Source organism: Acinetobacter sp. Marseille-Q1623 (assembly GCF_902809895.1).
GTDB lineage: Bacteria > Pseudomonadota > Gammaproteobacteria > Pseudomonadales > Moraxellaceae > Acinetobacter > Acinetobacter piscicola_A.
In genome coordinates, this window is the sequence record NZ_CADDWG010000002.1 from 340816 (window position 1) to 361069 (window position 20254).

General features: G+C 37.9%; 22 protein-coding genes. 4 read left to right on the plus strand and 18 right to left on the minus strand.

Annotated elements, in window-relative coordinates; all coding sequences use genetic code 11:
- Positions 1 to 76 precede the first annotated feature (76 nt).
- Complete coding sequence (locus HUV91_RS14255; RefSeq protein WP_174493831.1) at positions 77 to 958, plus strand: EamA family transporter; 882 nt, start codon at positions 77 to 79, stop codon at positions 956 to 958.
- 34 nt (positions 959 to 992) lie between these two features.
- On the opposite strand, the gene HUV91_RS14260 is transcribed toward HUV91_RS14255, so the two are convergent.
- Together HUV91_RS14260 and HUV91_RS14265 are read right to left on the minus strand one after the other, a co-directional pair.
- A complete protein-coding gene (locus HUV91_RS14260; protein ID WP_174493832.1) occupies positions 993 to 1694 on the minus strand; it encodes a metallophosphoesterase in 702 nt (233 codons plus the stop codon).
- Positions 1695 to 1706: 12 nt separating this feature from the next.
- Positions 1707 to 3152, minus strand: coding sequence for a tetratricopeptide repeat protein (locus HUV91_RS14265; RefSeq protein WP_174493833.1), 1446 nt, complete (start codon positions 3150 to 3152; stop codon positions 1707 to 1709).
- Between the two features lie 236 nt (positions 3153 to 3388).
- Here HUV91_RS14265 and HUV91_RS14270 point away from each other — a divergent pair, with 236 nt between their 5' ends.
- Positions 3389 to 4258, plus strand: a complete 870-nt coding sequence (locus HUV91_RS14270; protein ID WP_174493834.1) for an EamA family transporter — start codon at positions 3389 to 3391, stop codon at positions 4256 to 4258.
- Positions 4259 to 4312: 54 nt separating this feature from the next.
- Here the strand turns inward: HUV91_RS14270 and HUV91_RS14275 are convergent, their stop codons facing one another.
- The 3 genes from HUV91_RS14275 to truB all read right to left on the minus strand — a co-directional run bounded on the left by HUV91_RS14275 (position 4313) and on the right by truB (position 6603).
- Entirely contained in the window at positions 4313 to 4771 is a 459-nt protein-coding gene (locus HUV91_RS14275) for a hemerythrin domain-containing protein (protein ID WP_174493835.1), read from the minus strand.
- A gap of 133 nt (positions 4772 to 4904) precedes the next feature.
- Positions 4905 to 5672 carry a sulfite exporter TauE/SafE family protein gene (locus tag HUV91_RS14280; protein WP_174493836.1) on the minus strand — a complete coding sequence of 256 codons (768 nt, stop codon included), beginning with the start codon at positions 5670 to 5672 and terminating at the stop codon, positions 4905 to 4907.
- 25 nt (positions 5673 to 5697) lie between these two features.
- Entirely contained in the window at positions 5698 to 6603 is a 906-nt protein-coding gene (gene truB, locus HUV91_RS14285) for a tRNA pseudouridine(55) synthase TruB (protein WP_174493837.1), read from the minus strand.
- A 138-nt stretch (positions 6604 to 6741) separates the two neighbouring features.
- Between truB and HUV91_RS14290 the strand changes: the two genes are divergently transcribed.
- Positions 6742 to 7767: a lipase secretion chaperone gene (locus HUV91_RS14290; protein WP_174493838.1), complete on the plus strand. Its 1026-nt coding sequence runs from the start codon at positions 6742 to 6744 to the stop codon at positions 7765 to 7767.
- 53 nt (positions 7768 to 7820) lie between these two features.
- On the plus strand, positions 7821 to 8780 hold the full coding sequence (locus tag HUV91_RS14295; RefSeq protein WP_174493839.1) for a lipase family alpha/beta hydrolase: 960 nt from the start codon (positions 7821 to 7823) through the stop codon (positions 8778 to 8780).
- Between the two features lie 70 nt (positions 8781 to 8850).
- Here the strand turns inward: HUV91_RS14295 and rplS are convergent, their stop codons facing one another.
- The 13 genes from rplS to HUV91_RS14360 all read right to left on the minus strand — a co-directional run bounded on the left by rplS (position 8851) and on the right by HUV91_RS14360 (position 20254).
- A complete protein-coding gene (rplS, locus tag HUV91_RS14300; RefSeq protein WP_174493840.1) occupies positions 8851 to 9222 on the minus strand; it encodes a 50S ribosomal protein L19 in 372 nt (123 codons plus the stop codon).
- Between the two features lie 172 nt (positions 9223 to 9394).
- On the minus strand, positions 9395 to 10144 hold the full coding sequence (gene trmD, locus HUV91_RS14305) for a tRNA (guanosine(37)-N1)-methyltransferase TrmD (RefSeq protein WP_174493841.1): 750 nt from the start codon (positions 10142 to 10144) through the stop codon (positions 9395 to 9397).
- A gap of 41 nt (positions 10145 to 10185) precedes the next feature.
- Positions 10186 to 10734 (minus strand): ribosome maturation factor RimM, encoded by a 549-nt coding sequence (rimM, locus tag HUV91_RS14310; RefSeq protein ID WP_174493842.1) that lies wholly within the window; start codon positions 10732 to 10734, stop codon positions 10186 to 10188.
- A gap of 28 nt (positions 10735 to 10762) precedes the next feature.
- Positions 10763 to 11020, minus strand: a complete 258-nt coding sequence (gene rpsP, locus HUV91_RS14315) for a 30S ribosomal protein S16 (RefSeq protein WP_004826436.1) — start codon at positions 11018 to 11020, stop codon at positions 10763 to 10765.
- Positions 11021 to 11166: 146 nt separating this feature from the next.
- Entirely contained in the window at positions 11167 to 11556 is a 390-nt protein-coding gene (locus HUV91_RS14320) for a type IV pilin protein (protein WP_218946327.1), read from the minus strand.
- Positions 11557 to 11591: 35 nt separating this feature from the next.
- The gene (locus HUV91_RS14325) at positions 11592 to 12104 is read right to left on the minus strand and encodes a type IV pilin protein (RefSeq protein WP_174493844.1); all 513 of its coding nucleotides are present in this window, start codon (positions 12102 to 12104) and stop codon (positions 11592 to 11594) included.
- A gap of 1 nt (position 12105) precedes the next feature.
- A complete protein-coding gene (locus HUV91_RS14330) occupies positions 12106 to 16188 on the minus strand; it encodes a hypothetical protein (protein ID WP_174493845.1) in 4083 nt (1360 codons plus the stop codon).
- Between the two features lie 14 nt (positions 16189 to 16202).
- On the minus strand, positions 16203 to 16955 hold the full coding sequence (locus tag HUV91_RS14335; protein WP_174493846.1) for a PilX N-terminal domain-containing pilus assembly protein: 753 nt from the start codon (positions 16953 to 16955) through the stop codon (positions 16203 to 16205).
- A 9-nt stretch (positions 16956 to 16964) separates the two neighbouring features.
- The gene (locus HUV91_RS14340; RefSeq protein WP_174493847.1) at positions 16965 to 17963 is read right to left on the minus strand and encodes a PilW family protein; all 999 of its coding nucleotides are present in this window, start codon (positions 17961 to 17963) and stop codon (positions 16965 to 16967) included.
- 1 nt (position 17964) lies between these two features.
- Positions 17965 to 18486: a type IV pilus modification protein PilV gene (gene pilV, locus HUV91_RS14345; protein WP_174493848.1), complete on the minus strand. Its 522-nt coding sequence runs from the start codon at positions 18484 to 18486 to the stop codon at positions 17965 to 17967.
- A complete protein-coding gene (locus tag HUV91_RS14350; protein WP_174493849.1) occupies positions 18486 to 19034 on the minus strand; it encodes a pilus assembly FimT family protein in 549 nt (182 codons plus the stop codon). The genes pilV and HUV91_RS14350 overlap by 1 nt, the downstream gene beginning before the upstream one ends.
- A 295-nt stretch (positions 19035 to 19329) precedes the next feature.
- Complete coding sequence (locus HUV91_RS14355; protein WP_286433491.1) at positions 19330 to 19839, minus strand: type IV pilin protein; 510 nt, start codon at positions 19837 to 19839, stop codon at positions 19330 to 19332.
- Positions 19820 to 20254, minus strand: a complete 435-nt coding sequence (locus HUV91_RS14360) for a type IV pilin protein (RefSeq protein ID WP_174493850.1) — start codon at positions 20252 to 20254, stop codon at positions 19820 to 19822. Before HUV91_RS14360 ends, HUV91_RS14355 begins: the two co-directional genes overlap by 20 nt.

Below are 20254 nucleotides of genomic sequence, written 5' to 3' on the forward strand. Positions count from 1 at the left end.
TATGCTTTTCATTTTCTACGGTTTCAATCAAATCATTGATAAAAGCTGAATCACTTATACCTATTTAGTCTATTCAATGCCAAATTTAAAAAATACGCCTCATCTACATGCACTGATTTTATTGTTCATTGCCATGATCAGTATGCAAAGTAGTGGTTCACTTGCCAAAATATTATTTGATCAGTTCCCCATTCTCACGGTTTCCGCTATGCGTTTGTTATTGGGTTCAGCAATTTTGGCGGTGATTTTTAAAATTTGGCAGGTCAATTTTAAACAAATCAATTGGCCCGCAGTCATTCGCTATGGCATTGCCTTAGCTGGCATGAATGCGTTGTTTTATCTATCTATTGATCGTTTACCATTGGGTATTGCTGTTTCTTTTGAGTTTATTGGCCCACTTAGCGTGGCACTGTTTTATGCACGACAAAAATTTGATTTCATTTGGGTTGGACTTGCAATTTTAGGTTTAATTTTGCTTTTCCCCTTTGATCAAAGTCAACACCGCTTAGACCCCTTAGGCATTGCTTTCGCTTTAGGTGCAGGTGCATGTTGGGCAATGTATATCATTTTTGGACAAAAACCTTCGGGTATTTCGGGCAATCATACCGTATGTTTAGGTATGTTTATTGGCATGTGTTTTTTGATGCCCATTGCGATTTTTGTTGGCATGCCACTCGCCACGTTCCATGCTGACAACTTACTGTTATTGATGATTTTGGCAATTCTTGCGAGTGCATTACCCTTTAGTTTGGAGATGGTTGCCCTTCGCACATTATCCCCTTTTGTTTTTGGTACGCTGACCAGTTTAGAGCCAGCCATTGCCGCACTTTCGGGCTTTATATTTTTACATGAACAATTATTATGGACACAATGGTTGGCTTTAATGGTGATTATTGTGGCATCGATTGGCTGTACCTACACCACACAACAAGCAAAGCAAGCCATTGAAAAAAATTAAAAAAGTAAATTTTAAATGTTGCTCAAATATCTATTTAGACAACTGTCACTTGTTTTTCGATCGGTAAATCAGGATGGATCTCCAATACTGTTAAACGCATATCAAAGACAGCACCCGTGTCAATAAAGTAACAATTGTGGCGTTTGGTCACGAGATCAACTACCGTATGCCCTAGAAAAACAGTATCAATCCCTTGAATATTTTGAAAATTTTTCTTAACAGAATTACGAATACGAGAGCGTCCCCACAGGGCGATTTCACGCTGCTTTTCAGTATGAATTGTCGCTTTAAATGCATTCCAATCATTCTGTTCAATATCACCATGCACAAAGCCATACTTTTGCCCTAGATATTCAACTTCTAAAATAATCGGCATCTTTTGGCATAGCTCAACCACTTGGTTTCTATCGGTTTCTGACAAGGCATAAAACCATTCACCACCATGTTGTGCATGTAAGCGTGCCATCATCGGATCAATCGCAGAATGCAAACACATCTCTTCATGATTACCGATAATGCTTTTAAACCATGGCTCATGACTCAAATTTAGACATTTTAAACTGTCAGCACCTCGATCTACCAAATCACCCACACAAACCAAGACATCCTGTTGAAAATCAAATTGAATTCGGGTGAGCTTTTGCATTAATTGATCATAACAACCATGCAGATCTCCCACCACAAATAAGCGACCGTGTTGGTGATGATAGTATTCAATCGGGTTGTTAAACTGCATCTAACTGCTCAATTACAATGCGATTGCACAGGCTTCAATATGTTGATTTTGCTGTGCCAAAGCCAAATATTTTTCAGCATTTTTCTTATTTTTTCGAATGCCTAAACCTTGTGAATATGCCTGATACAACTCAAAATATGCATCGACATCTCCCCCTTCAGCAGCTTGTTGCAACAACGTCACCACATGTTTTAGATCAACATCCACCCCTTGCCCAGCACGATACATACGTGCCAATAAATAAGAAGCACGGGCTGATTTTGCTTGCTGTGCAAGATCTAACCACTGAATTGCTTGCCCAAATTGTTGCTTTTGCTGTTCATAAATAGCCATGCATAACATTGCTTGGACATGAGCATTTTTTGCAGCTGCACTTAATAAAGCCACATGACGAGGATCTTCAGGATTTAATAACATCGCCAATTCAAATTGTGCATCTGTATTGCCTTGTTGCGCTGCCTGATCCAACCACTGTATACCCTCGTCAGGATTTTTCTCTATACCGATTCCCATACGTAAACACTGTCCATAATAAAATTTTGCGGCAACATCTCCATGTAATGCTGCAACTTGAAGAAATTGACACGCGCGTTGATTGAGCTGCAATGTCTCTGCTTCATCCTGTGCTCTTTCAGCTTTACGTAAAGTCTCGATTCCGTACCAATAGCATGCTTCAATATGCCCTAACTGTGCAGCTTTGCCTAAAAATTCATAAGCTACATCTGGGTCACCTTTGGGGTCTTTTTCTTCAATTAATGCACGTACATAGCAACCATATGCATCATTGTGCTCTTGTGCTTTTTGTGCGTATTTAAACGCTTTTTTGTCATTACCTTGTTTAAAATACTGAAAAGCAACCACAGCACTCGCAAAGTGATCGTTTTGCGCCAAATTTTCCAATTGCTCAATGACTACATTTGGATCAAATGCAAGATTTTCAATACAAGTTTTTAAACTCATTTCATGTTGATGCTGTTGGTAATTATTCAATAATAAATTTAAAGCAGCCTCAGCATCATTTTGCAAAATATTTAATGCAGACATATAGATTGCTTCAGGATGCTTTAAATCCAGAGCTTGTTGTAAATAATTTAAACCTTCTTCAGCACTGACATTTGCACTTAAAGCTTGTCGTCCAATATGCGCTAACTCAACCATCGCCAAAGCATCGCCAAGTTTCGCAGCATGTTTAAAAAATAACACAGCCGATTCAATATTTTGTTCGACATAATGCCCCAAGAAATGCCATTGCCCTAACAGCATACTCGCTGCGGCAAAATTGTCATTGGAAGCATTCACTAAAATATCCACGCGTTGCTGTGCATCTTGATCTGTTTTTGCCGCACCTTGTTTTTCTAAATATAAGATATGCTGATAATTTACAGCATGATCATCCCCATAGTGCACCACATCTTTCGATTGTAAAGATTTTTTATTTTCTATTTTAATGTCTGACATCATATTACCTATTCATAAATTTACAATTTTCAAGGACTTCATTTTTCTATTCTTTCAAGCATATTTTCAATTTTATTTGAGCTAAAAACGACCAATATTGATAAAAGAATCAAAGCCATTCAAATTTTAAAAACTTTCAAGCTAAGCTATTCTAAGATATTTATATATAAATGAGAATATGCCTTTTTGAAATAATAAAATGTTAGAATTGCACAATATTTCTTCTTGTCTGCACTATGCAAAACTCTCAATTTCTTGCTGTATTTTACATGATCATGTCGATGGTGGCATATCAGATCAGTGCCTCATTTGCCAAACAACTCTTTCAAGTTTTAGACCCGTTAACTGTCGTTACATTACGCTTGTGTTTTGCCTCTATTTTAATTTTTATGATGTTCCGTTCGTGGAAAATCATCAAACGTTTGCCCCATTTAAAATGGAAAGACTTATTATTTTATAGCGCTTCAGTGTGCTTAATGAATGTCTTGTTTTATGCATCTTTGGGTAAATTACCACAAGGCATTGCTGTAGGTTTAGAATTTTTAGGACCCTTAACACTGGCACTCCTGTCGATCCAACGCAAAATCGATTATATCTGGGTCGTTCTTGCCATGATCGGTATTGCTTTAATGGTGCCTTGGCAAGATACCCAGCAAGATCATTTTTCCTACGTGGGTGCAGCTTTTGCGCTCGGTGCGGGTATATGTTGGGCATTTTATATTTATTTTGGGCAAAAAGTGGTACGGCAAAATATTGGTATGCATGCGCTGACGATTGCCATCACGTTGTCTGCGCTAGTGATGCTCCCCATCAGTGCGGTACATAACCCAACTGCATTAATGCAAACTCAGTATTGGGGACAAGCACTCATCATAGCACTATTAGCGACAGCAATTCCTTACGCTTTAGATTTAATGGCACTCAAAACCTTAAGCAAACTAAGCTACGGAACACTATCCAGCCTCTCTCCTGCTTTAGCTGCCATAGCAGGCATGGTACTGCTCAAAGAACACATTAGCCTTGGGCAAAGTATCGCTTTACTATGCATTATGATTGCTTCGATTGGGGTAACATTCAAACCCAAATCAACTGTGATTGAAAATTAAAACCTCTTTAATAAAAATGGGCTGATTATGCATCTACCCATTCTTGTGTGTTCACTAAACCAAACTGTCCTTTTCTTTCGCTTTATATTTTTTATACTCAGCTAAATATTGCTTAGCTAAGCTTTCTTTTTGCTTATCCTCTAAAATTTTACCTGCTTGCTGAAAGAAACCATGCTCTTCTTCTTGTAAGTGATGATGCACAGTTTCAGACAGTTTTTTAGCAATAGCTAACCAACCAGGATTACTAAATTCAGTTTCACTGAGTTGTTCCAAAAGCTCATCCATTTTGTGATGTTCAGACAAAGCATGACGAGTAATATTCAAACCCGAATCTGTCATCATCAGAGGAATATAAAAATAGCGGTCTTCGCCTACAGCGTGTGCAAACAATTCATTTTTTAATTGCTCAAATAAAGTTCTGCGTTCAGGTGTATCCCCTGAAGTTTTTAATAATTTTTCAGATAATTCTCTTTGAATGTCGTGACTTTCTCTTAAAGCTTCAAATATATTCATGATGATTTTCCTTTTATCCTAAAAGATTTCAAACATTTTTTGATCAGAGCGTTATCATCATAGAAAATAAAAAGCGCTGATATTGTCAGCGCTTGCAATCATTTGTATAAGAAATTTTAGTAATGAGAATGACTTACATCCAAAACATTTGATAAGCAAGACGACAAATTAAGATACTGACCAAAATCAAAAATAAAATACGGATAAAACCACTACCATATTTTAACGCCATTTTCACGCCAACCAATGAACCACAAACATTCGCAACTGCCATCATCAAACCCAACTGAAACAGGACATGTCCTGTCGGAATAAAAAAACTTAAAGCTGCAAAATTGGTCATAAAGTTCCCGATTTTCGACAATGCTGAGGCATGTAAAAAATCGACTTTTAAATAACGAATAAAGTAGAAAATAAAAAAACTACCCGTACCTGGACCAAAAATACCATCATAAAAACCAATTAACAAACCACCTATGCCTGCAAGAATCAAAACTTTCCGTGTGATCTCTTGCTGGATATGCACCTGCCCAAATTGCTTTTTAACCAAAGTATAAATGGCGATTACAATCAGCATAAACAGAACAAATGGGCGTAAAATGTCTTGTGGAATCATGGATACACAAGCCGCACCACCAAAGGCACTGATAAAAGCCGTGATCGCAATCACAGCTAATAATTTCCACTGAATTTTAACCTGACGTAAATAAGAAAATGCCGCAGATGCTGTACCGCAAATAGAAGCCAGTTTATTGGTACCAAAGATCGTTGCTGTCGATGAATGTGGCAACGCACCCATCAAAGCAGGAATTTGAATCAAGCCTCCACCGCCGACTGCTGCATCAATCGCACCTGCACAAAAGGCAAAAAATACTAAACTCAGAATCAGTTCGAGTTCCATGGACGTTCCTTTTACATCGGGTGGCTTACAAGTTCAAGACACGTTTGGGCACCAAACGTTTTTTCTCAGTAATTTCTGCCAAGCCTAAACATTTTTCCCCATCAAATACCACTGCGTGCGCTGCCGCAACATGATCAATATTACTTTCCATACCTCGACAAAAATATTCTGCACGCCCTTCAGGCACTTGCACTTTTGGAAAGTGGTCAATCGGTGCATACACAGGCAGCAACAAAGCTTCACGTTCTTGCTCAGTTAAACTTTCTAAATATTCAATAGTCCATTCAGCATTCAGTTCAAACTGCCCTGTTTGAATTCGATGTAAATAAGTTAAATGCCCATATGTACCCAATGCTTTCGCAATATCTTCACCTAAAACACGAATGTACGTTCCCTTTGAACACGTGACATCTAAAGTGATGGAATCTGCCGTAAAAGATAATAATTGAATATTTTCAATAACAATAGGACGTGCTTCACGCTCAATCTCAATCCCCTTACGTGCCAACTCATATAAAGGACGACCCTCTTTTTTCAATGCTGAATACATCGGAGGAACTTGGAGGAGATCACCTGTAAACTGTGTCAGTACCTTCTGAATTTGCGCTTGAGTCAGTTCAGGTACGGCTTGTTCAAGTAAGACTTCACCTTCGACATCACCTGTAGTTGTACTATGACCTAAATGAATAGTGGTCTGATAACGTTTAGTTGAGTCGAGTAAAAAATGAGAAAATTTAGTTGCCTCACCTAAACAAATGGGCAATAGTCCAGAAGCAAGTGGGTCTAATGCACCCGTATGCCCTCCCTTTTCTGCACGAAATAACCATCGTACACGTTGTAAAGCAGCATTTGAGCTAATACCAAGTGGTTTATTTAATAAAAAAACGCCACTAATGGGACGACGCTGGATTTTGGGTGATTTGACAGACATAACAAGGGGATCAAAATAATGTGTCACTATTCTAACAAATCCATTTATCTATTTTTATAAATTTGCATTGTACAAATTCAAATCCCATATTAGATTATTTTTCAACCATAAAAATAATATTGATGAAAAGGATTTAAAATGAAGCGCGTACACAAAAGTATATTAGGGATGTGTGCAGTATGCAGCGTCCTCATTATTTTTTGGCTCAAACCTCAAAATCAGCCAATAGATACTACAGCATTTCATCACTTTTCTGCCTCTAATATGGGACAAGTACCATCTCACATAGTGAATTCAAATAAAGATATAGCGTCATTTTCAAGTCCAAGCCAACAAGATACCCAAATCAACTGTCAGATTCGCACTGATACCGCACATCAGCTCATCGTCAATGAACAAACAAAAAATTGCTTTGAATACTTTTTAACACAATTAGGTGAAAAAAATCTAAACACCATCAAAAGTGATTTTTTTAAATTTACCGAAGTCACTTATCAAAACCCTTTACGTGCTCAACTCAATGAACTTTGGACACGATATCTGCGATATAGAGAGCAACTTGGACAACTTCAGTCCGCGAAAACATCCAAAGACAGCGTTAATTATTATCGAGAGATCCAACAAAACATCCAGCACTTAAGAAAAAATATTTTCTCAAACCAAGAAATGATCGGCTTGTTTGGTCAACAAGACCTCTATGATCAATACACCCTACAACGCATGGCGATCATGGAAAATCAACAGCTTTCAGCTATAGAAAAAGCCTCTCAAATCAATCAGCTCTTTCAGCAACTGCCAACAGATTGGCAAGAAAATTTAAAACAACTAAATCAACTTGCAGACCTACACCAACTTACTGCTGAAATAAAAGCACACCATGGCTCTGATGCAGAACTACACCAAATGCGAGTTAATCTAGTGGGAATTGAAGCAACACAACGGCTAGAAAATTTAGATATTCAACGCAATAATTGGCAAAATAAAGTCAATAGTTACCTCACAGAACGCGATCAGATTATCAAAAGTTCAATGCCTTACGAGACTCAAAGTCATGCAATAATTCAATTAAAAAATCAATATTTTCAAAATCCCCAAGAAAAATTACGCCTTCAAACATTTGAAACCGTTCACGATCAAGGAGGTAAGTTACCCTTTACTCAGTAAAAAATAATTCATCTTGCGTTAAAAACAAAAATAAGGTTTAAAAGGACAATCCAATGAAATTAAAAACATTATTCGTCGGGTTATTGACTTCATTGTGTATCAATCAAGTCAATGCAACTGCTGGGCTTCAAAAAGCCAATACGCTCTATACGATAGACAATTATGCGCAAACCAAATATCCGCTTGTTTTTGTACATGGCATGTTTGGTTTCAATCGATTAGGCAATGCTGTCTTTGGTCTAGATTATTGGTATCAAATTTTACCTGATCTGGCTCGCCATAATGCAACTGCTTATGCTGCTCAAGTTTCTCCTTTAGAGTCAACCGAAGTACGTGGAGAACAACTTCTCACCCAAGTAGAAGAAGTGCTCGCAATCACAGGACAGTCTAAAGTGAACCTAATTGGACATAGTCATGGTGGTCCTACGGCTCGTTATATTGCTGGTGTACGCCCTGACCTTGTTGCCTCTGTAAGCTCTGTCGCGGGTACAAACGATGGCTCACCTGTAGCAGACTTAGTACAAAATACACCTGTACTCAATGGTGTGCTGGCTATCGTGATGGATGCACTCATGACACCTGTTATTAACTTTGCACAGCAATCCAATCTACCCTCAGATTTTAAAGCCTCTATTTACAGCATGTCTCAACCAGGTGTTCAAGCATTTAACCATAAATTTCCACTAGGTTTACCTAGCACGAAATGTGCCGATGGTCCTCAAAAAGCCAATGGTATTGCTTTTTATTCATGGACAGGAATCTCTAACGCCACGAATCCACTTGATCCTGACACATTATTAACAGCTATGGGTCCAATCGCATTCAATGGTCAAGCCAATGATGGTTTAGTTAGTGTATGTAGCAGTAAACTTGGCAAAACGATCCGAGATAATTACCAATGGAATCATTTTGATGAAGTTAACCAAGTACTTGGACTTAAAGGATTATTTGCACCAGACCCTGTAGATATCTTTCGCCAACATGCAAACCGTTTGAAATTACAAGGCTTATAAAATGCCATAAGCAAAATACATCCATAAAAAAATGCGCCACAAGGCGCATTCTTTAGTCACGTAAAACGTATTATTTCGCTTTACGAGCTGGCAATTTTTCACGAATACGTGCAGCTTTACCAGACAATTCACGTAGGTAGTAAAGTTTAGCACGACGAACGTCACCACGACGTTTCACTTCGATACCAGCAACGATTGGTGAATGAGTTTGGAAAACACGCTCAACACCAACACCGCTAGAAATTTTACGTACTGTGAACGCAGAGTTCAAACCACGGTTTTTCTTAGCGATTACAACACCTTCAAATGCTTGAAGACGTTCACGATCACCCTCTTTTACTTTTACTTGAACAACAACTGTGTCACCAGGTGCAAAAGCAGGGATGTCTTGTTTAAGCTGAGCATTTTCTACAGCTTGTACTAAAGGATGCTTACCGCTCATGGGGTATCTCCAATATGTGTGGGTCAGAAGAGGTCTGAATTCCACAGGGGCTAGAGGCTAAGGCGCATAGACCCGTTTAGCTTTCCCTTCATGCTTGACCGCTTCAATGCATAAAGAGCCTATTAATGACTCTAAACAAAATGCTTAGAGCAAATCTGCTTAAACAAATGAACTAATTCTTTTGTTCTTGCGAATCTTTTAGCCATTTTTTTTGCTGCTTGGTCAATTCCACTTTTTCAACCAATTCAGGTCGACGTTCAAGTGTTCGTTGATAACGCTGCAAAAACCGCCATTTTTCAATATTTGCATGATGCCCAGATTTAAGTACTGTAGGCACATCCAAACCTTCAAAATGATCTGGCTTGGTATATTGTGGGCAGTCTAAAAGACCATCCACAAATGAATCTTGCACATGGGATTGCTCATCGGACATGGCACCCGGAAGTCTCCGAATAATACTGTCCAATAAAACCATCGCAGGGAGTTCACCACCCGATAAAACGTAATCACCAATCGACCATTCCTGATCAACATAAGTTTGGATCAAACGCTCATCAACCCCTTCATAACGTCCACACAACACAATCAATCCGTCATAATTGACAAATTTTTGTACTGCATTTTCATTCAAGGTTTTTCCTTGTGGTGACATATACACCACAGGAACGTTCACTGCACCCGCTTGTATTGCAAGTTTTTTGGCACGATGGATTGCTTTTGCCAACGGCTCAGCCATCATCACCATACCAGGACCACCACCAAATGGACGCTCATCCACTCGCTTGTAGTTGCCCTCAGCAAATTCACGTGGATTGATACAATGAACTTGGATCAAATCACGTTTTTCTGCACGTCCGCTAATCCCGTAGGCTGTAATCGCTTCAAACATTTCAGGAAACAGCGTAATGACTGCAAAAAACATCGCAGACTCCTCTATTTTCCTACTGCGTTTATCCTTTCGGATTAATAATCTACGCCCCAATTTACGTAGATACGACCAGCTTCAAGATCAACACGTTGTACTACATCTTTATGCCATGGAATCATGCGCTCTTCACCATCAATGCTATTTGGTGTTGCACGAACAACCATCACATCATTGGCGCCTGTTTCAAACAGTTCATGGATTTGACCGAGATTCACTTCTTGTTCTTCATCGTCTAGACCTAACACGGTTAAGCCTTTCAAATCTGACCAATAATACTCGTCCACGCCCGCTTGAGGCAGTTGCGATTTAGAAATCCAAACATTTGCGCCAACTAAATTATCCGCTGCGGTACGATCAATTACACCTTTGAGCGAAACAACTAAGCCTTTGCCATGTGGTTTCCAACGTTTTACATCAACCATTTGCCAACCTGCTTTGGTTTCAATGTACCAAGGCAGATAGTCAAAAATATTGCTCATGGGTTCTGTATTGGAATAGACCCAAAGCCACCCATTTAATCCATATGCTGAACGTAGCTGTCCAATCTGAATACGATCTTCGGGCACATTCTGTGTTGGTGTCATGGGCAATCTACTACTTAATTTTCAAAAATTATGCAGCAGCTGCAGCTTTCTTAGCTTGAGCAGCTAAAGAAGCAACACGTTCAGAAGGTTGCGCACCTTGTGAAACCCAATGTGCAAAACGGTCAGCGTCTAAACGAAGTTTTTCTGCTTTACCTTGAGCTGTAGGGTTAAAGAAACCAATACGTTCGATGAAACGACCATCACGTGCATTACGGCTATCAGTCACAATGATTTGATAGAATGGACGTTTTTTAGCACCACCGCGTGCAAGACGAATAACAACCATGATAGAACCTTATAGTTTTTACGGATTATCCATGTTTCGACCATCGAAACATTTCAAACCCCTTTCATAGAGGGCGGTATTTTACGTTAAATTTACTGCGAAATAAAGATCAATTTCTGTTTATCCACAGTTTTGAATTTAACCTCCTATTTGCCATCCCAGTCTGTGCTACTTGATGGAGTACAAGAGGTGCCTTTCGTCCAACATTTTTCTCCATCACTGGTTAAAACAATATCGCCATTATTTTGCATCAATGTTCCGCTTATGGGTTGCGCTGTTAAAATCCATGTCGCAGCTGTTGTTTGTAAATCTAACTCATATAATGCTTCACCATGATTTGGTATTAAATTTCCGCCATACATTTGACTTATCGTTGCATTGGTATAATGACCATTTGTTATTTTATATTGACTGAGCATATGTGCTATAGCCATCATTTCAGCTTGGGCATCGGTTCTATTCACTTTCACTTTATAATGAATATAAGAGGGATAAGCAATTGCAGCCAAAATAGCAATAACAGCAACGACGATCATGAGTTCAATTAAAGTAAATCCTGTTTTTCTCACCCTTACCACTCCTCAAAACCTGCATCACCACACGAGTCATAGTCCATATTTTCCTGTGTGATATTTTTACAATGTACACCTGCACTGGTTAATAATAATGAGTAATTCGCAGGATCTTGGCTTATGGCTTTAATTGACCAGCCTTGCCCACTTGAAGACGAGTCTGTCAACAGTGGATTTCCAGTCATACTATCGACCAAAGTAATCGTATATTTTGAGTTTAAATTTAAAGTTTGTGATGACACATCAAATACAGAGTTACTTGGGTACAGATAATTGGCATTAAACCCTTTAAAACTAAAATTCCGAGCCTTATAACGCTCTAATTGCTCTGCAATTTTCTGCATTTCTTGTTGCGCTTGAGCAACATTGGCTCGCCTTACAAAATGCTGATAACTTGGGATCGCAATGGCTGCCAAAATAGCAATAATGACAACGACAACCATGAGTTCAATCAAGGTAAAACCTTGATTGAATCTAGTTTGAGAAGTTTTTCCAACAGAATCATTTTTCATATTATTCTGCCTTGGCATAACGTTCATACCAACGATTTGGAATAAATCGAATTGCCCCGCCAGCAGTAATAAACTTCGAACCTGACTGGCAGTCAGAACCAACACAACCAACACCAATATCAGCAGGATCTGGGACTACAATTGTTTTTTTCCCATCTTCTCCATATGGCCCCACATTTAAATGAACAATCCCCGCACCTAAATTGTAAACATAGTTAGCATTTTGCGGACATACACCTGTAGGCAGACAAAGACGCTGCGTAAAACTATGACCTTTTACGCCTGCACCACAACTTGAAGATGTACCATTATTTGAAGCATCATATTGAGTGACATACAGACTTCCCTCCATAGCAACTAATGGGGTTAATCCTTTAATAATACTCGCACCTGCTTCTTCTCTATTGGTCAATGTTGCGCTAAACTTTTTCTTAAATGGATAGTACCATCCACCCCAACCTGATTGAGCATTTGCCTCAGCACCTAATACCAGCGTTGCTGCACTATCACTACGGGCAACATGTTCATTACTGATATATTTTAATTGACTTGTTGATGCCGTTGTACTGTTTTCCGCAGCCAAAGTTCTTGTACTTATATGTGTCTGCGGATAGAAAGTTCCATCAGGATGAATATCATAATCATAAATTGCATAAACCGCGTCATACTGCAAACCTAAAGGATCTTTTTTACCTGTGGATGTTGGAGAGTCGTCTGTAGCCAAAAGTGGAGAACTCTTATTTCCTGAGACAAAGCTTACCACAATGATATTGGCACCTTCTTTCTTCCCTGCACTATGGTGTGCAGTAAATACAGGTGCCATATAGAATCGTGGTGCAGTACCATTATATAGCTGTGTTGCACTATCTTGAGTTTGTAAATTTAGAATTTGAGTTACTTGAGAATCAAAACTGTCTTTATTTCCATCATTTTTAAAGTCCACTCGGAACGCTTGACCTGCTAAATCACCAAAATAGAGATGATCTACTACGCCATCATTATTACGGTCTACTGTTTTAACATCACTTGCAACACTGTATTTTAAATTTGCATTTGATGCATGTTCTACACCTGTATCACTTGATGAAGCAGAAGAGTCTGCATACCAAAGCAAATCACCATTGTCGGCATCAAACATATATACGCCTGAGCCTTTTTTATTCTCTTGTTTATAATTATAGTGCTCATAACCTGCATAACCAGTACGAATACCATTGGCGAACAAGCCATCCCCATGGTCTCCACCTGCGTCATAACCACCACCAACGAACATCACCAATTTGCGTTGACCTTTCCAGTTCACATAGTCTAGCTTTGGCTTTGACCAACTTTGTGCCATATTTTCAATAGCTTTATATTCTTTTCCACTTGAATTGGCTTTTGAATACACTTTTCCCGTTGTAGGATCAATATGAAATTTCAACGCAGGATGATCAATTTTCGTTAAATCTAATGAATAATAGCTACGCCCACCCATGCGTAAGCCACCATATACCCATTGTTTACCACTGAGATTTTCTACTTCATCTTTAGAACCAACAACATCACGCACTGCACCATTCACTGTGAGCGTACCATCTGATTTAGTCACATAAACTGTATGTGCAACCCACTCGCCATCAATACCGTAATACAATGCATCTTTACCACCTGCAAGATTACCTGCATTTTCACGGAAAGTTTCGGCTTGTTTTTCAATCATTTCTTTAGGAACAAAACTAAATTTTTCAATGCCTGTTGTTGCATCGACAACACTCAATAAGCCTTGAGTTGTTCCAAACATAACGTAGTCTTTACGCCCAATTGAACTAATTTCTACTTTTTTTGTGGTTTTATTCCGAGTAGCAACCGCTTTACCTTCTTGAGTTAAAAGTACTGGCAATGAGTGATAAACACTCCCCATTTGTCTAACACTTGTAGTTGCACGAGTAAGATCCAAACCCTCAGTTGCTGTTTCTGTGCTGATATTATAGCCCAATAAAGTCATCAATCCTCTGACACGAGATGCATTATCAGTCTTCGTTTTATTATCAGTTGTATAAGTATAATCGATTTGATTTAAATCAAAATTTTGACTAATTCTTTCATCTTCACTTTTAGAGCCATCATAATCATAATTCGTTAAGAGTTTTCGACCCGCCGTTGTAATGGACTCACCTTTGTCATTGGTTTTTGTGACTAAACCTAAAGGTAATTGGCTCAGTGCTCCATCTTTTGAAAATACAGGAGCATTTTCAGGATAAGTCACCCCTGATTTTGCCCAAAGATCCGTTAAATCCTGCAATTTACTTTTTAAAACCACTGTTTGGCTAGCAGTTCCATTTTCGTCTGCATAAACACCACCATTCACTACATAATATTTTTTTAAGTTACCAAACCACAATTGTCGTGTATCAGCAGGATCAACTTTAGGCTCGAACTGAGGGAAATAGGCATATTTTTGGATGATTTCTGGATTTAATGCATCCATGGGTACAGTTGACGACCCTGTACTCATAGATGGAATATCTTTACTGATTTCATTAATAAAATTATTGATACTGTCTACGACGCTTTGTGAATCAGTCCCTACATACCATTGACCACCACCAATTGTCCCCCAGTCTTTTGCATCTTGTACATCTGGATCAATATTTGAACTAAAACTTGAACTAAAGCCAACCACAGCAGTTTTTATTTTTAAACCTAAAGGATTTTTTTCTGAATCCAGTAAAGCCTGTGCATAATTACCAATACATGACCAAGCATTTCTTGAGTTTTTATATCCTGAACGATTTCCCAGCTGGCTATTGGCACAACTAAATAAATTACCTTTATTCGCTAAAGATGTACTCATCAACTCATAAGCTGTTCCGCTTTTACCATCGCTTCCTGGCGCAGTACCACCTGGCTCAGGCTGTCCATCTGTAAGAAAATAAATACCTTGCCCACTACATTCCTTTTTATTTTTGGCTGCTTCTGATGTACCTAGTTGGGCTGTAATTGAGCTAGGGGCAATATATTTTTGATTATCTCCAGTTCCTGTATATGTATCACTACTAGACTGTCCTTGAGCTAAACCACTATATGATCCATTTGCACTGTAATTATAATAATAACAAGTCGCTCGAGCACCATTTCTTGCCGCACATGATTCAGTTTTTACAAAATCATTAGGTGGCGTTATATACCCATATCCTCCCCAATTTGTACACATCCCTGCAGCATCCCATGTATCACACCTCCATCCTTGATTCCTATTGTCCATTGCTAACAATGGAAGCACTCTATTAAGAACAGGACTCTGCCCCATTAAATAAGCAGCTGCTTCAGCATATGCGTAAGGTGTAGGTGTACCACCATCAGCTCTTAAATTATTAATAGCAGTGAGTAACGTATCTCGATGAGTTTCATCTCTATATTTCCGAATCTCTTCATAAACAAATCGACAGTCTCCCCTATTTCCATAAGTACAATCACTATTAGAAGTATATTTAAGTGGAATACTATCAGTATAGCCCGCCGACGAAGTCGTATCCCCTGCCCAGGTTAAACAATTGTAATTTTTAGAATCCCAAGAGGTGCATTTATTATAATAAACCGTATCTACTCTTTTCACTCTGTTTGTATATCTTGTCCAAAGTGGTTTTCGATAAGTAGTTTCTAATATTTCATTACCAGTTTTAGTTCCCAAAGCTTTCGCTGCTACTAAAATTCGTCCAGTATCCCCACTAAAATCTGAAAGCCCAATCACAATTTTGTCATCTACTCTTGGAATGGTGGAAGTTCCTTGCAATACATCTCTTAAGCCTTTTTTCAAAATATCCAAACGACTATTACCAGCACTGGCTGTATTTGTATTCCCCATATTCCATCTCATACTTCCAGACGTATCCAACATTAGGAGTAAAGTTGCAGTCCCTGTACTATCTTCAGGAATTTTATAGATTTCTAAATCAGCGGCAAAACTAGGAATACTTGCACAAATTATAGATGTAATTGCAGCAGCAATTGTGCCAACCTTAAATTGATTTAAACTTTTTTTAATTTGCACATTTTGTTCAAGTACATGCAGGTCAGATTTTTTCATTTCATTCTTTTTCATGATTCATTCCCCTATTACGATGTACGTACGGCTTTCATTGTATATTCCATCTCTTGAGTACTATATGGAACATGATTTAAAGATAAACAGTCAGTTACGGTTTGATTTTTAATAACACTATCAACAAAACTGGTATAATTTTTTAAACAATTATTGATATCGGATTTAGAGCTAGCACTTAAGTTTGGCAAAATCGATGTCGCAGTAATCACTACTTTTTGAATACCCGTACTTTTCGAACTCTCTTTATCATCACCTTCTAGCATATGTTCCCAATCTCGATTATTTTCTGAGGCTCTGACCGTCACTTGCGTTAACACTGCATTACGACCACTCAAAAAGTCTGTTAGACGATCTAATTGGCAAAATCCATTTTTACCCATATCCGTGTTTTTAATCGTAGAACCATTCCAATAAACTACACTTGCTAAACGGCTTCCAGCAAAGTTGTCCGCTGTTGTACCTCGGACACAAAACACTAACTCTTTCCCTTTATTTTCAGGACGTAAGGTATAATTCAACATGCCGTCACCAATACGCATATTGGTAAATACCAGTTCATCATCCGTCTTATTTTCTAGAGTAAAAAATACTGAATCACTGGTCTGTTTTAACAACGCTTGAGCTTGTGCATTAGTTGAAATTTTTAAAGACGTAATACTGCCTCGAATCGCCCATGTGCTTACTAAAGTCAACAAAACCAACATCACAAGTACAACGATGAGTACTGAGCCCTGTTGAGAACTTTTGAAATTCAGCTTATTCATATTCTGTCCTCACTCAACGCCAAAACCATTTCTAAGCGCAATCGTTTGAGTAACTACGCTGCGTAAATACAATGCATTAAGCTCATTTTCGGTTAACGTGGCATTTACATTTAAAACTTCATAGGGTTGATTTTTATCAAAAAATTTATTTGTTCCCGTAGAATCTGTTGAGCGAACAAGCAAGCCTATTTGAACTGAAACGATCTGTGGTTTTTGCCCAGTCAAATTTCGATAATCTTCAATATTCATATAGCTAAAACAATCAAGTTTTGAATCTGGCTCGATATTGGTTGTCACCGTATTACCATCGACTTGTTCTGTTTTTGTAATACTCGAACAACTTGTATTAGCACCATCATAAGCAATGCCTAAACGCACACTGAAGTGATCTACTCTAGGAATAATAATTTTTGCTTGACTTTCATCACTTTCAATAAGTGCAGGAAGTGATGTATTGGTTTTCGCTGTTGTTTCTGTATAACGAGCAGCTTTACATGCCAATGCAAGAGGATCATTTGGATCATTGCGATCAGTATCTTTCTTAACAAAATAACGTTCTACGACATAATCATTTGCTGTCAACTCTCGACCTTCGCAGTCAAATTGATTGGGCGTACTGACACGATATTGAATAACCAGTTGATCACTACTTTGCCCCTCTAGGTTTGACTCTCCTATAGAACCACGAGTTAACAAACCATCAGCAATAGTAAAATTATCCAAATTATTCGAAATATTATTGGCAGCTAAAACAATTCCGCCATATAAAACCTTATCATCGACATAAGGTTGCGATGAGTTTAGATTTGCCAATCGAACTGAATCAATCATTCCACCTAAACCAAACAATGCGGAGTTCTGTAAATTGATCATGCCTTGTTGTACTGTGGCACTTTTTTGACTGGTTAAAAATAACTGTAGCGCAATTGCGCTTACTAAAAGCCCTAATACCAATGCAATCATTAACTCAAGCAACGTAAAACCGAGTTGATTTGTTATAGATTTCATTTTAAAAAGCCTCCATAACAAGACATTTTGAGTTCACAATATATGCGCCCGTCGTTGTATCTATACACTCGCTAAGATCGTTGGCTGAAATTACAGTTTTTCCCCAAGCCACATAAATACAGTTCAATTCACTAGCCACACAATCATGAATAACGACCATTTGCCCATTATTGGTTGCCTTTGCTAAAACCTCACCTGCATCTTGTTTGGCAAAATTTTCTTCATTACATTTTGGTAAAGCCAAGGCTTTTGGAGAGGTAATTTTTGTTGTACCCATACAATTATTTACGGTAGATTTACTATTAATTGCCGTTTTATAATGACCCAAAGCCCCACGATTTATGCGCATACGCTCTGCAAGATCTCGTGCAGTACTCATGGCAACTGTTTGTTCAGTCGCTTCTTGAGCTGCATCTAAAGCTCGAAGTTGTAATGCCGCAAAACCTAAAACACCTAATGCAAGAATGACCAAAGCAACAAGAACTTCTACTAAGCCAACACCTTTTTGATTATGACGATCCATTAGCATGTCCCCTTATTCAAACCTTCAACAGTTCCATTTTGAGCAATGAGAATTGTTCGGCTTTCACCTATTTTGGAGTGACATAAAGTAAAAGTTAAAGGCACAACTTCTTCTATTGTTTTTGGATTTATAGGTGGATCTACATCCATATCTGTTGTAGCGTTTTTATCATAATTTGGATTCGGTATCGTTTTGGTACGTTGTTTCGCACTCCCTAATCCAGAAAAAATGACATCAATTGGATCACTTGTAAGCTTTATATCTGGATTTTTTGAGATCCAAGTAAAGCTTGTTGCGGTATTTGATGGACATTCCAATTCTTGTTTAGCATTTTTAGGACAGTCCAATTTGATTGTTATATTTTTGCGTAGTGATATTGCTTGACCTCGTGCCTCTCCTAAAACTAAAGCAAAGTCTTGTGTTAATGTATCTAACTGTTTTTTCGCAACTAAACTACCAAAACTTGGTGCAGCTATCATTGCAATCACAGCAAATACCGCAATAGTGACCATCAACTCAATAAGCGTAAATCCCCTGATAAATCGCATGACATTGTCCAAATTACAAATTTATACACATACGATACTAATACTTTATTTTATCAAAAAAATAATATAAAGATAAAAGGATGTTTTAATAGATAATCGGTATAAGCAAATGATTTAAAACAAGTTTAATTAAAATAAAGATAAAAAAATCACATAAAAATTCAATTAAACAATACTTATCACATTATTATTATTTTTGACTAACTGGTCTAACTTAAGAGATTAAAAACACGACTGATCAAATAAAAAAACCTTCTAAATTAGAAGGTTTTTTATTTATAGAAGATTACTTTATTTATCTATCTTCCCATTGATTACTACAAGTTGTAGCTGGAACAGGATTACCTTTATTATCAATTGTTGCTGTGACATTGGCATTATCGTTATTTTTATACCAACATTTTACACCTGCTGAATTTAAAGAAATAGCTCCTGTACCTTTTTGTCTTCCTGTGGTTATTGGTCTTGCAACCAATAACCATGATTGTAGATTCGCCTGTGCATTAGTAAAAGCAACACCAGACATATCTGTTAAAGTTAATTGATAATATGGATTATTAAGAGGATATGTGGCGCCACCCAATTGAGTTAAATTAGCCCCAAAGAAACTATGATTCACCAACCGATAAGTTTCCAAATTTTGTGCAACATTCATAATATGGGTTTGCACATCTACCCTATTCCCTCTTTTAACATATTCTGAATAATTAGGAATCGCTATCGCAGCTAAAATAGCGACTACAGCGACTATAATCATCAGCTCCAATAATGTAAAACCAATTTGCTTACCAATCTTCACTTCCATCTGCTATTGCCCCACAATCTGTAAATGTTACTTTAGACGCCACCTTATTTTTACACCTAAGCCCATGATTATTAAATAAATATGTGAAATTTTTCACATCTTGTGGAACAGCTTTCATTACCCATGCAGAACCATCTGTGGCTAAATTGGTGGTCGCTGTTGCTTGAACAGTAATTGTATATTTAAGTGGATCTCCAACATTTATTGAAATAGGGGTATACAATCTGTAGCTAAAATTTCTAGATTTATAACGTTCCAAATCCTGGGCTATGCGTTGCATTTCCGCCTCAGCCAATGAAGCATTGCTTCTGAGTATGTATTGCTGATAACTTGGGTAAGCAATTGCAGCAAGTACTGCAATCATAACGACCACAATCATCAACTCAATAAGTGTAAAACCATTTTTTAAATTCAT

What these genes read in the sequence shown, in the direction of transcription:
- HUV91_RS14255 (WP_174493831.1), top strand. Translation starts at nt 77, where the DNA reads ATGCCAAATTTAAAAAATACGCCTCATCTACATGCACTGATTTTATTG.
- HUV91_RS14260 (WP_174493832.1), bottom strand. Translation starts at nt 1,694, where the DNA reads ATGCAGTTTAACAACCCGATTGAATACTATCATCACCAACACGGTCGC.
- HUV91_RS14265 (WP_174493833.1), bottom strand. Translation starts at nt 3,152, where the DNA reads ATGTCAGACATTAAAATAGAAAATAAAAAATCTTTACAATCGAAAGAT.
- HUV91_RS14270 (WP_174493834.1), top strand. Translation starts at nt 3,389, where the DNA reads ATGCAAAACTCTCAATTTCTTGCTGTATTTTACATGATCATGTCGATG.
- HUV91_RS14275 (WP_174493835.1), bottom strand. Translation starts at nt 4,771, where the DNA reads ATGAATATATTTGAAGCTTTAAGAGAAAGTCACGACATTCAAAGAGAA.
- HUV91_RS14280 (WP_174493836.1), bottom strand. Translation starts at nt 5,672, where the DNA reads ATGGAACTCGAACTGATTCTGAGTTTAGTATTTTTTGCCTTTTGTGCA.
- truB (WP_174493837.1), bottom strand. Translation starts at nt 6,603, where the DNA reads ATGTCTGTCAAATCACCCAAAATCCAGCGTCGTCCCATTAGTGGCGTT.
- HUV91_RS14290 (WP_174493838.1), top strand. Translation starts at nt 6,742, where the DNA reads ATGAAGCGCGTACACAAAAGTATATTAGGGATGTGTGCAGTATGCAGC.
- HUV91_RS14295 (WP_174493839.1), top strand. Translation starts at nt 7,821, where the DNA reads ATGAAATTAAAAACATTATTCGTCGGGTTATTGACTTCATTGTGTATC.
- rplS (WP_174493840.1), bottom strand. Translation starts at nt 9,222, where the DNA reads ATGAGCGGTAAGCATCCTTTAGTACAAGCTGTAGAAAATGCTCAGCTT.
- trmD (WP_174493841.1), bottom strand. Translation starts at nt 10,144, where the DNA reads ATGTTTTTTGCAGTCATTACGCTGTTTCCTGAAATGTTTGAAGCGATT.
- rimM (WP_174493842.1), bottom strand. Translation starts at nt 10,734, where the DNA reads ATGACACCAACACAGAATGTGCCCGAAGATCGTATTCAGATTGGACAG.
- rpsP (WP_004826436.1), bottom strand. Translation starts at nt 11,020, where the DNA reads ATGGTTGTTATTCGTCTTGCACGCGGTGGTGCTAAAAAACGTCCATTC.
- HUV91_RS14320 (WP_218946327.1), bottom strand. Translation starts at nt 11,556, where the DNA reads ATGATCGTCGTTGCTGTTATTGCTATTTTGGCTGCAATTGCTTATCCC.
- HUV91_RS14325 (WP_174493844.1), bottom strand. Translation starts at nt 12,104, where the DNA reads ATGAAAAATGATTCTGTTGGAAAAACTTCTCAAACTAGATTCAATCAA.
- HUV91_RS14330 (WP_174493845.1), bottom strand. Translation starts at nt 16,188, where the DNA reads ATGAAAAAGAATGAAATGAAAAAATCTGACCTGCATGTACTTGAACAA.
- HUV91_RS14335 (WP_174493846.1), bottom strand. Translation starts at nt 16,955, where the DNA reads ATGAATAAGCTGAATTTCAAAAGTTCTCAACAGGGCTCAGTACTCATC.
- HUV91_RS14340 (WP_174493847.1), bottom strand. Translation starts at nt 17,963, where the DNA reads ATGAAATCTATAACAAATCAACTCGGTTTTACGTTGCTTGAGTTAATG.
- pilV (WP_174493848.1), bottom strand. Translation starts at nt 18,486, where the DNA reads ATGGATCGTCATAATCAAAAAGGTGTTGGCTTAGTAGAAGTTCTTGTT.
- HUV91_RS14350 (WP_174493849.1), bottom strand. Translation starts at nt 19,034, where the DNA reads ATGCGATTTATCAGGGGATTTACGCTTATTGAGTTGATGGTCACTATT.
- HUV91_RS14355 (WP_286433491.1), bottom strand. Translation starts at nt 19,839, where the DNA reads ATGGAAGTGAAGATTGGTAAGCAAATTGGTTTTACATTATTGGAGCTG.
- HUV91_RS14360 (WP_174493850.1), bottom strand. Translation starts at nt 20,254, where the DNA reads ATGAATTTAAAAAATGGTTTTACACTTATTGAGTTGATGATTGTGGTC.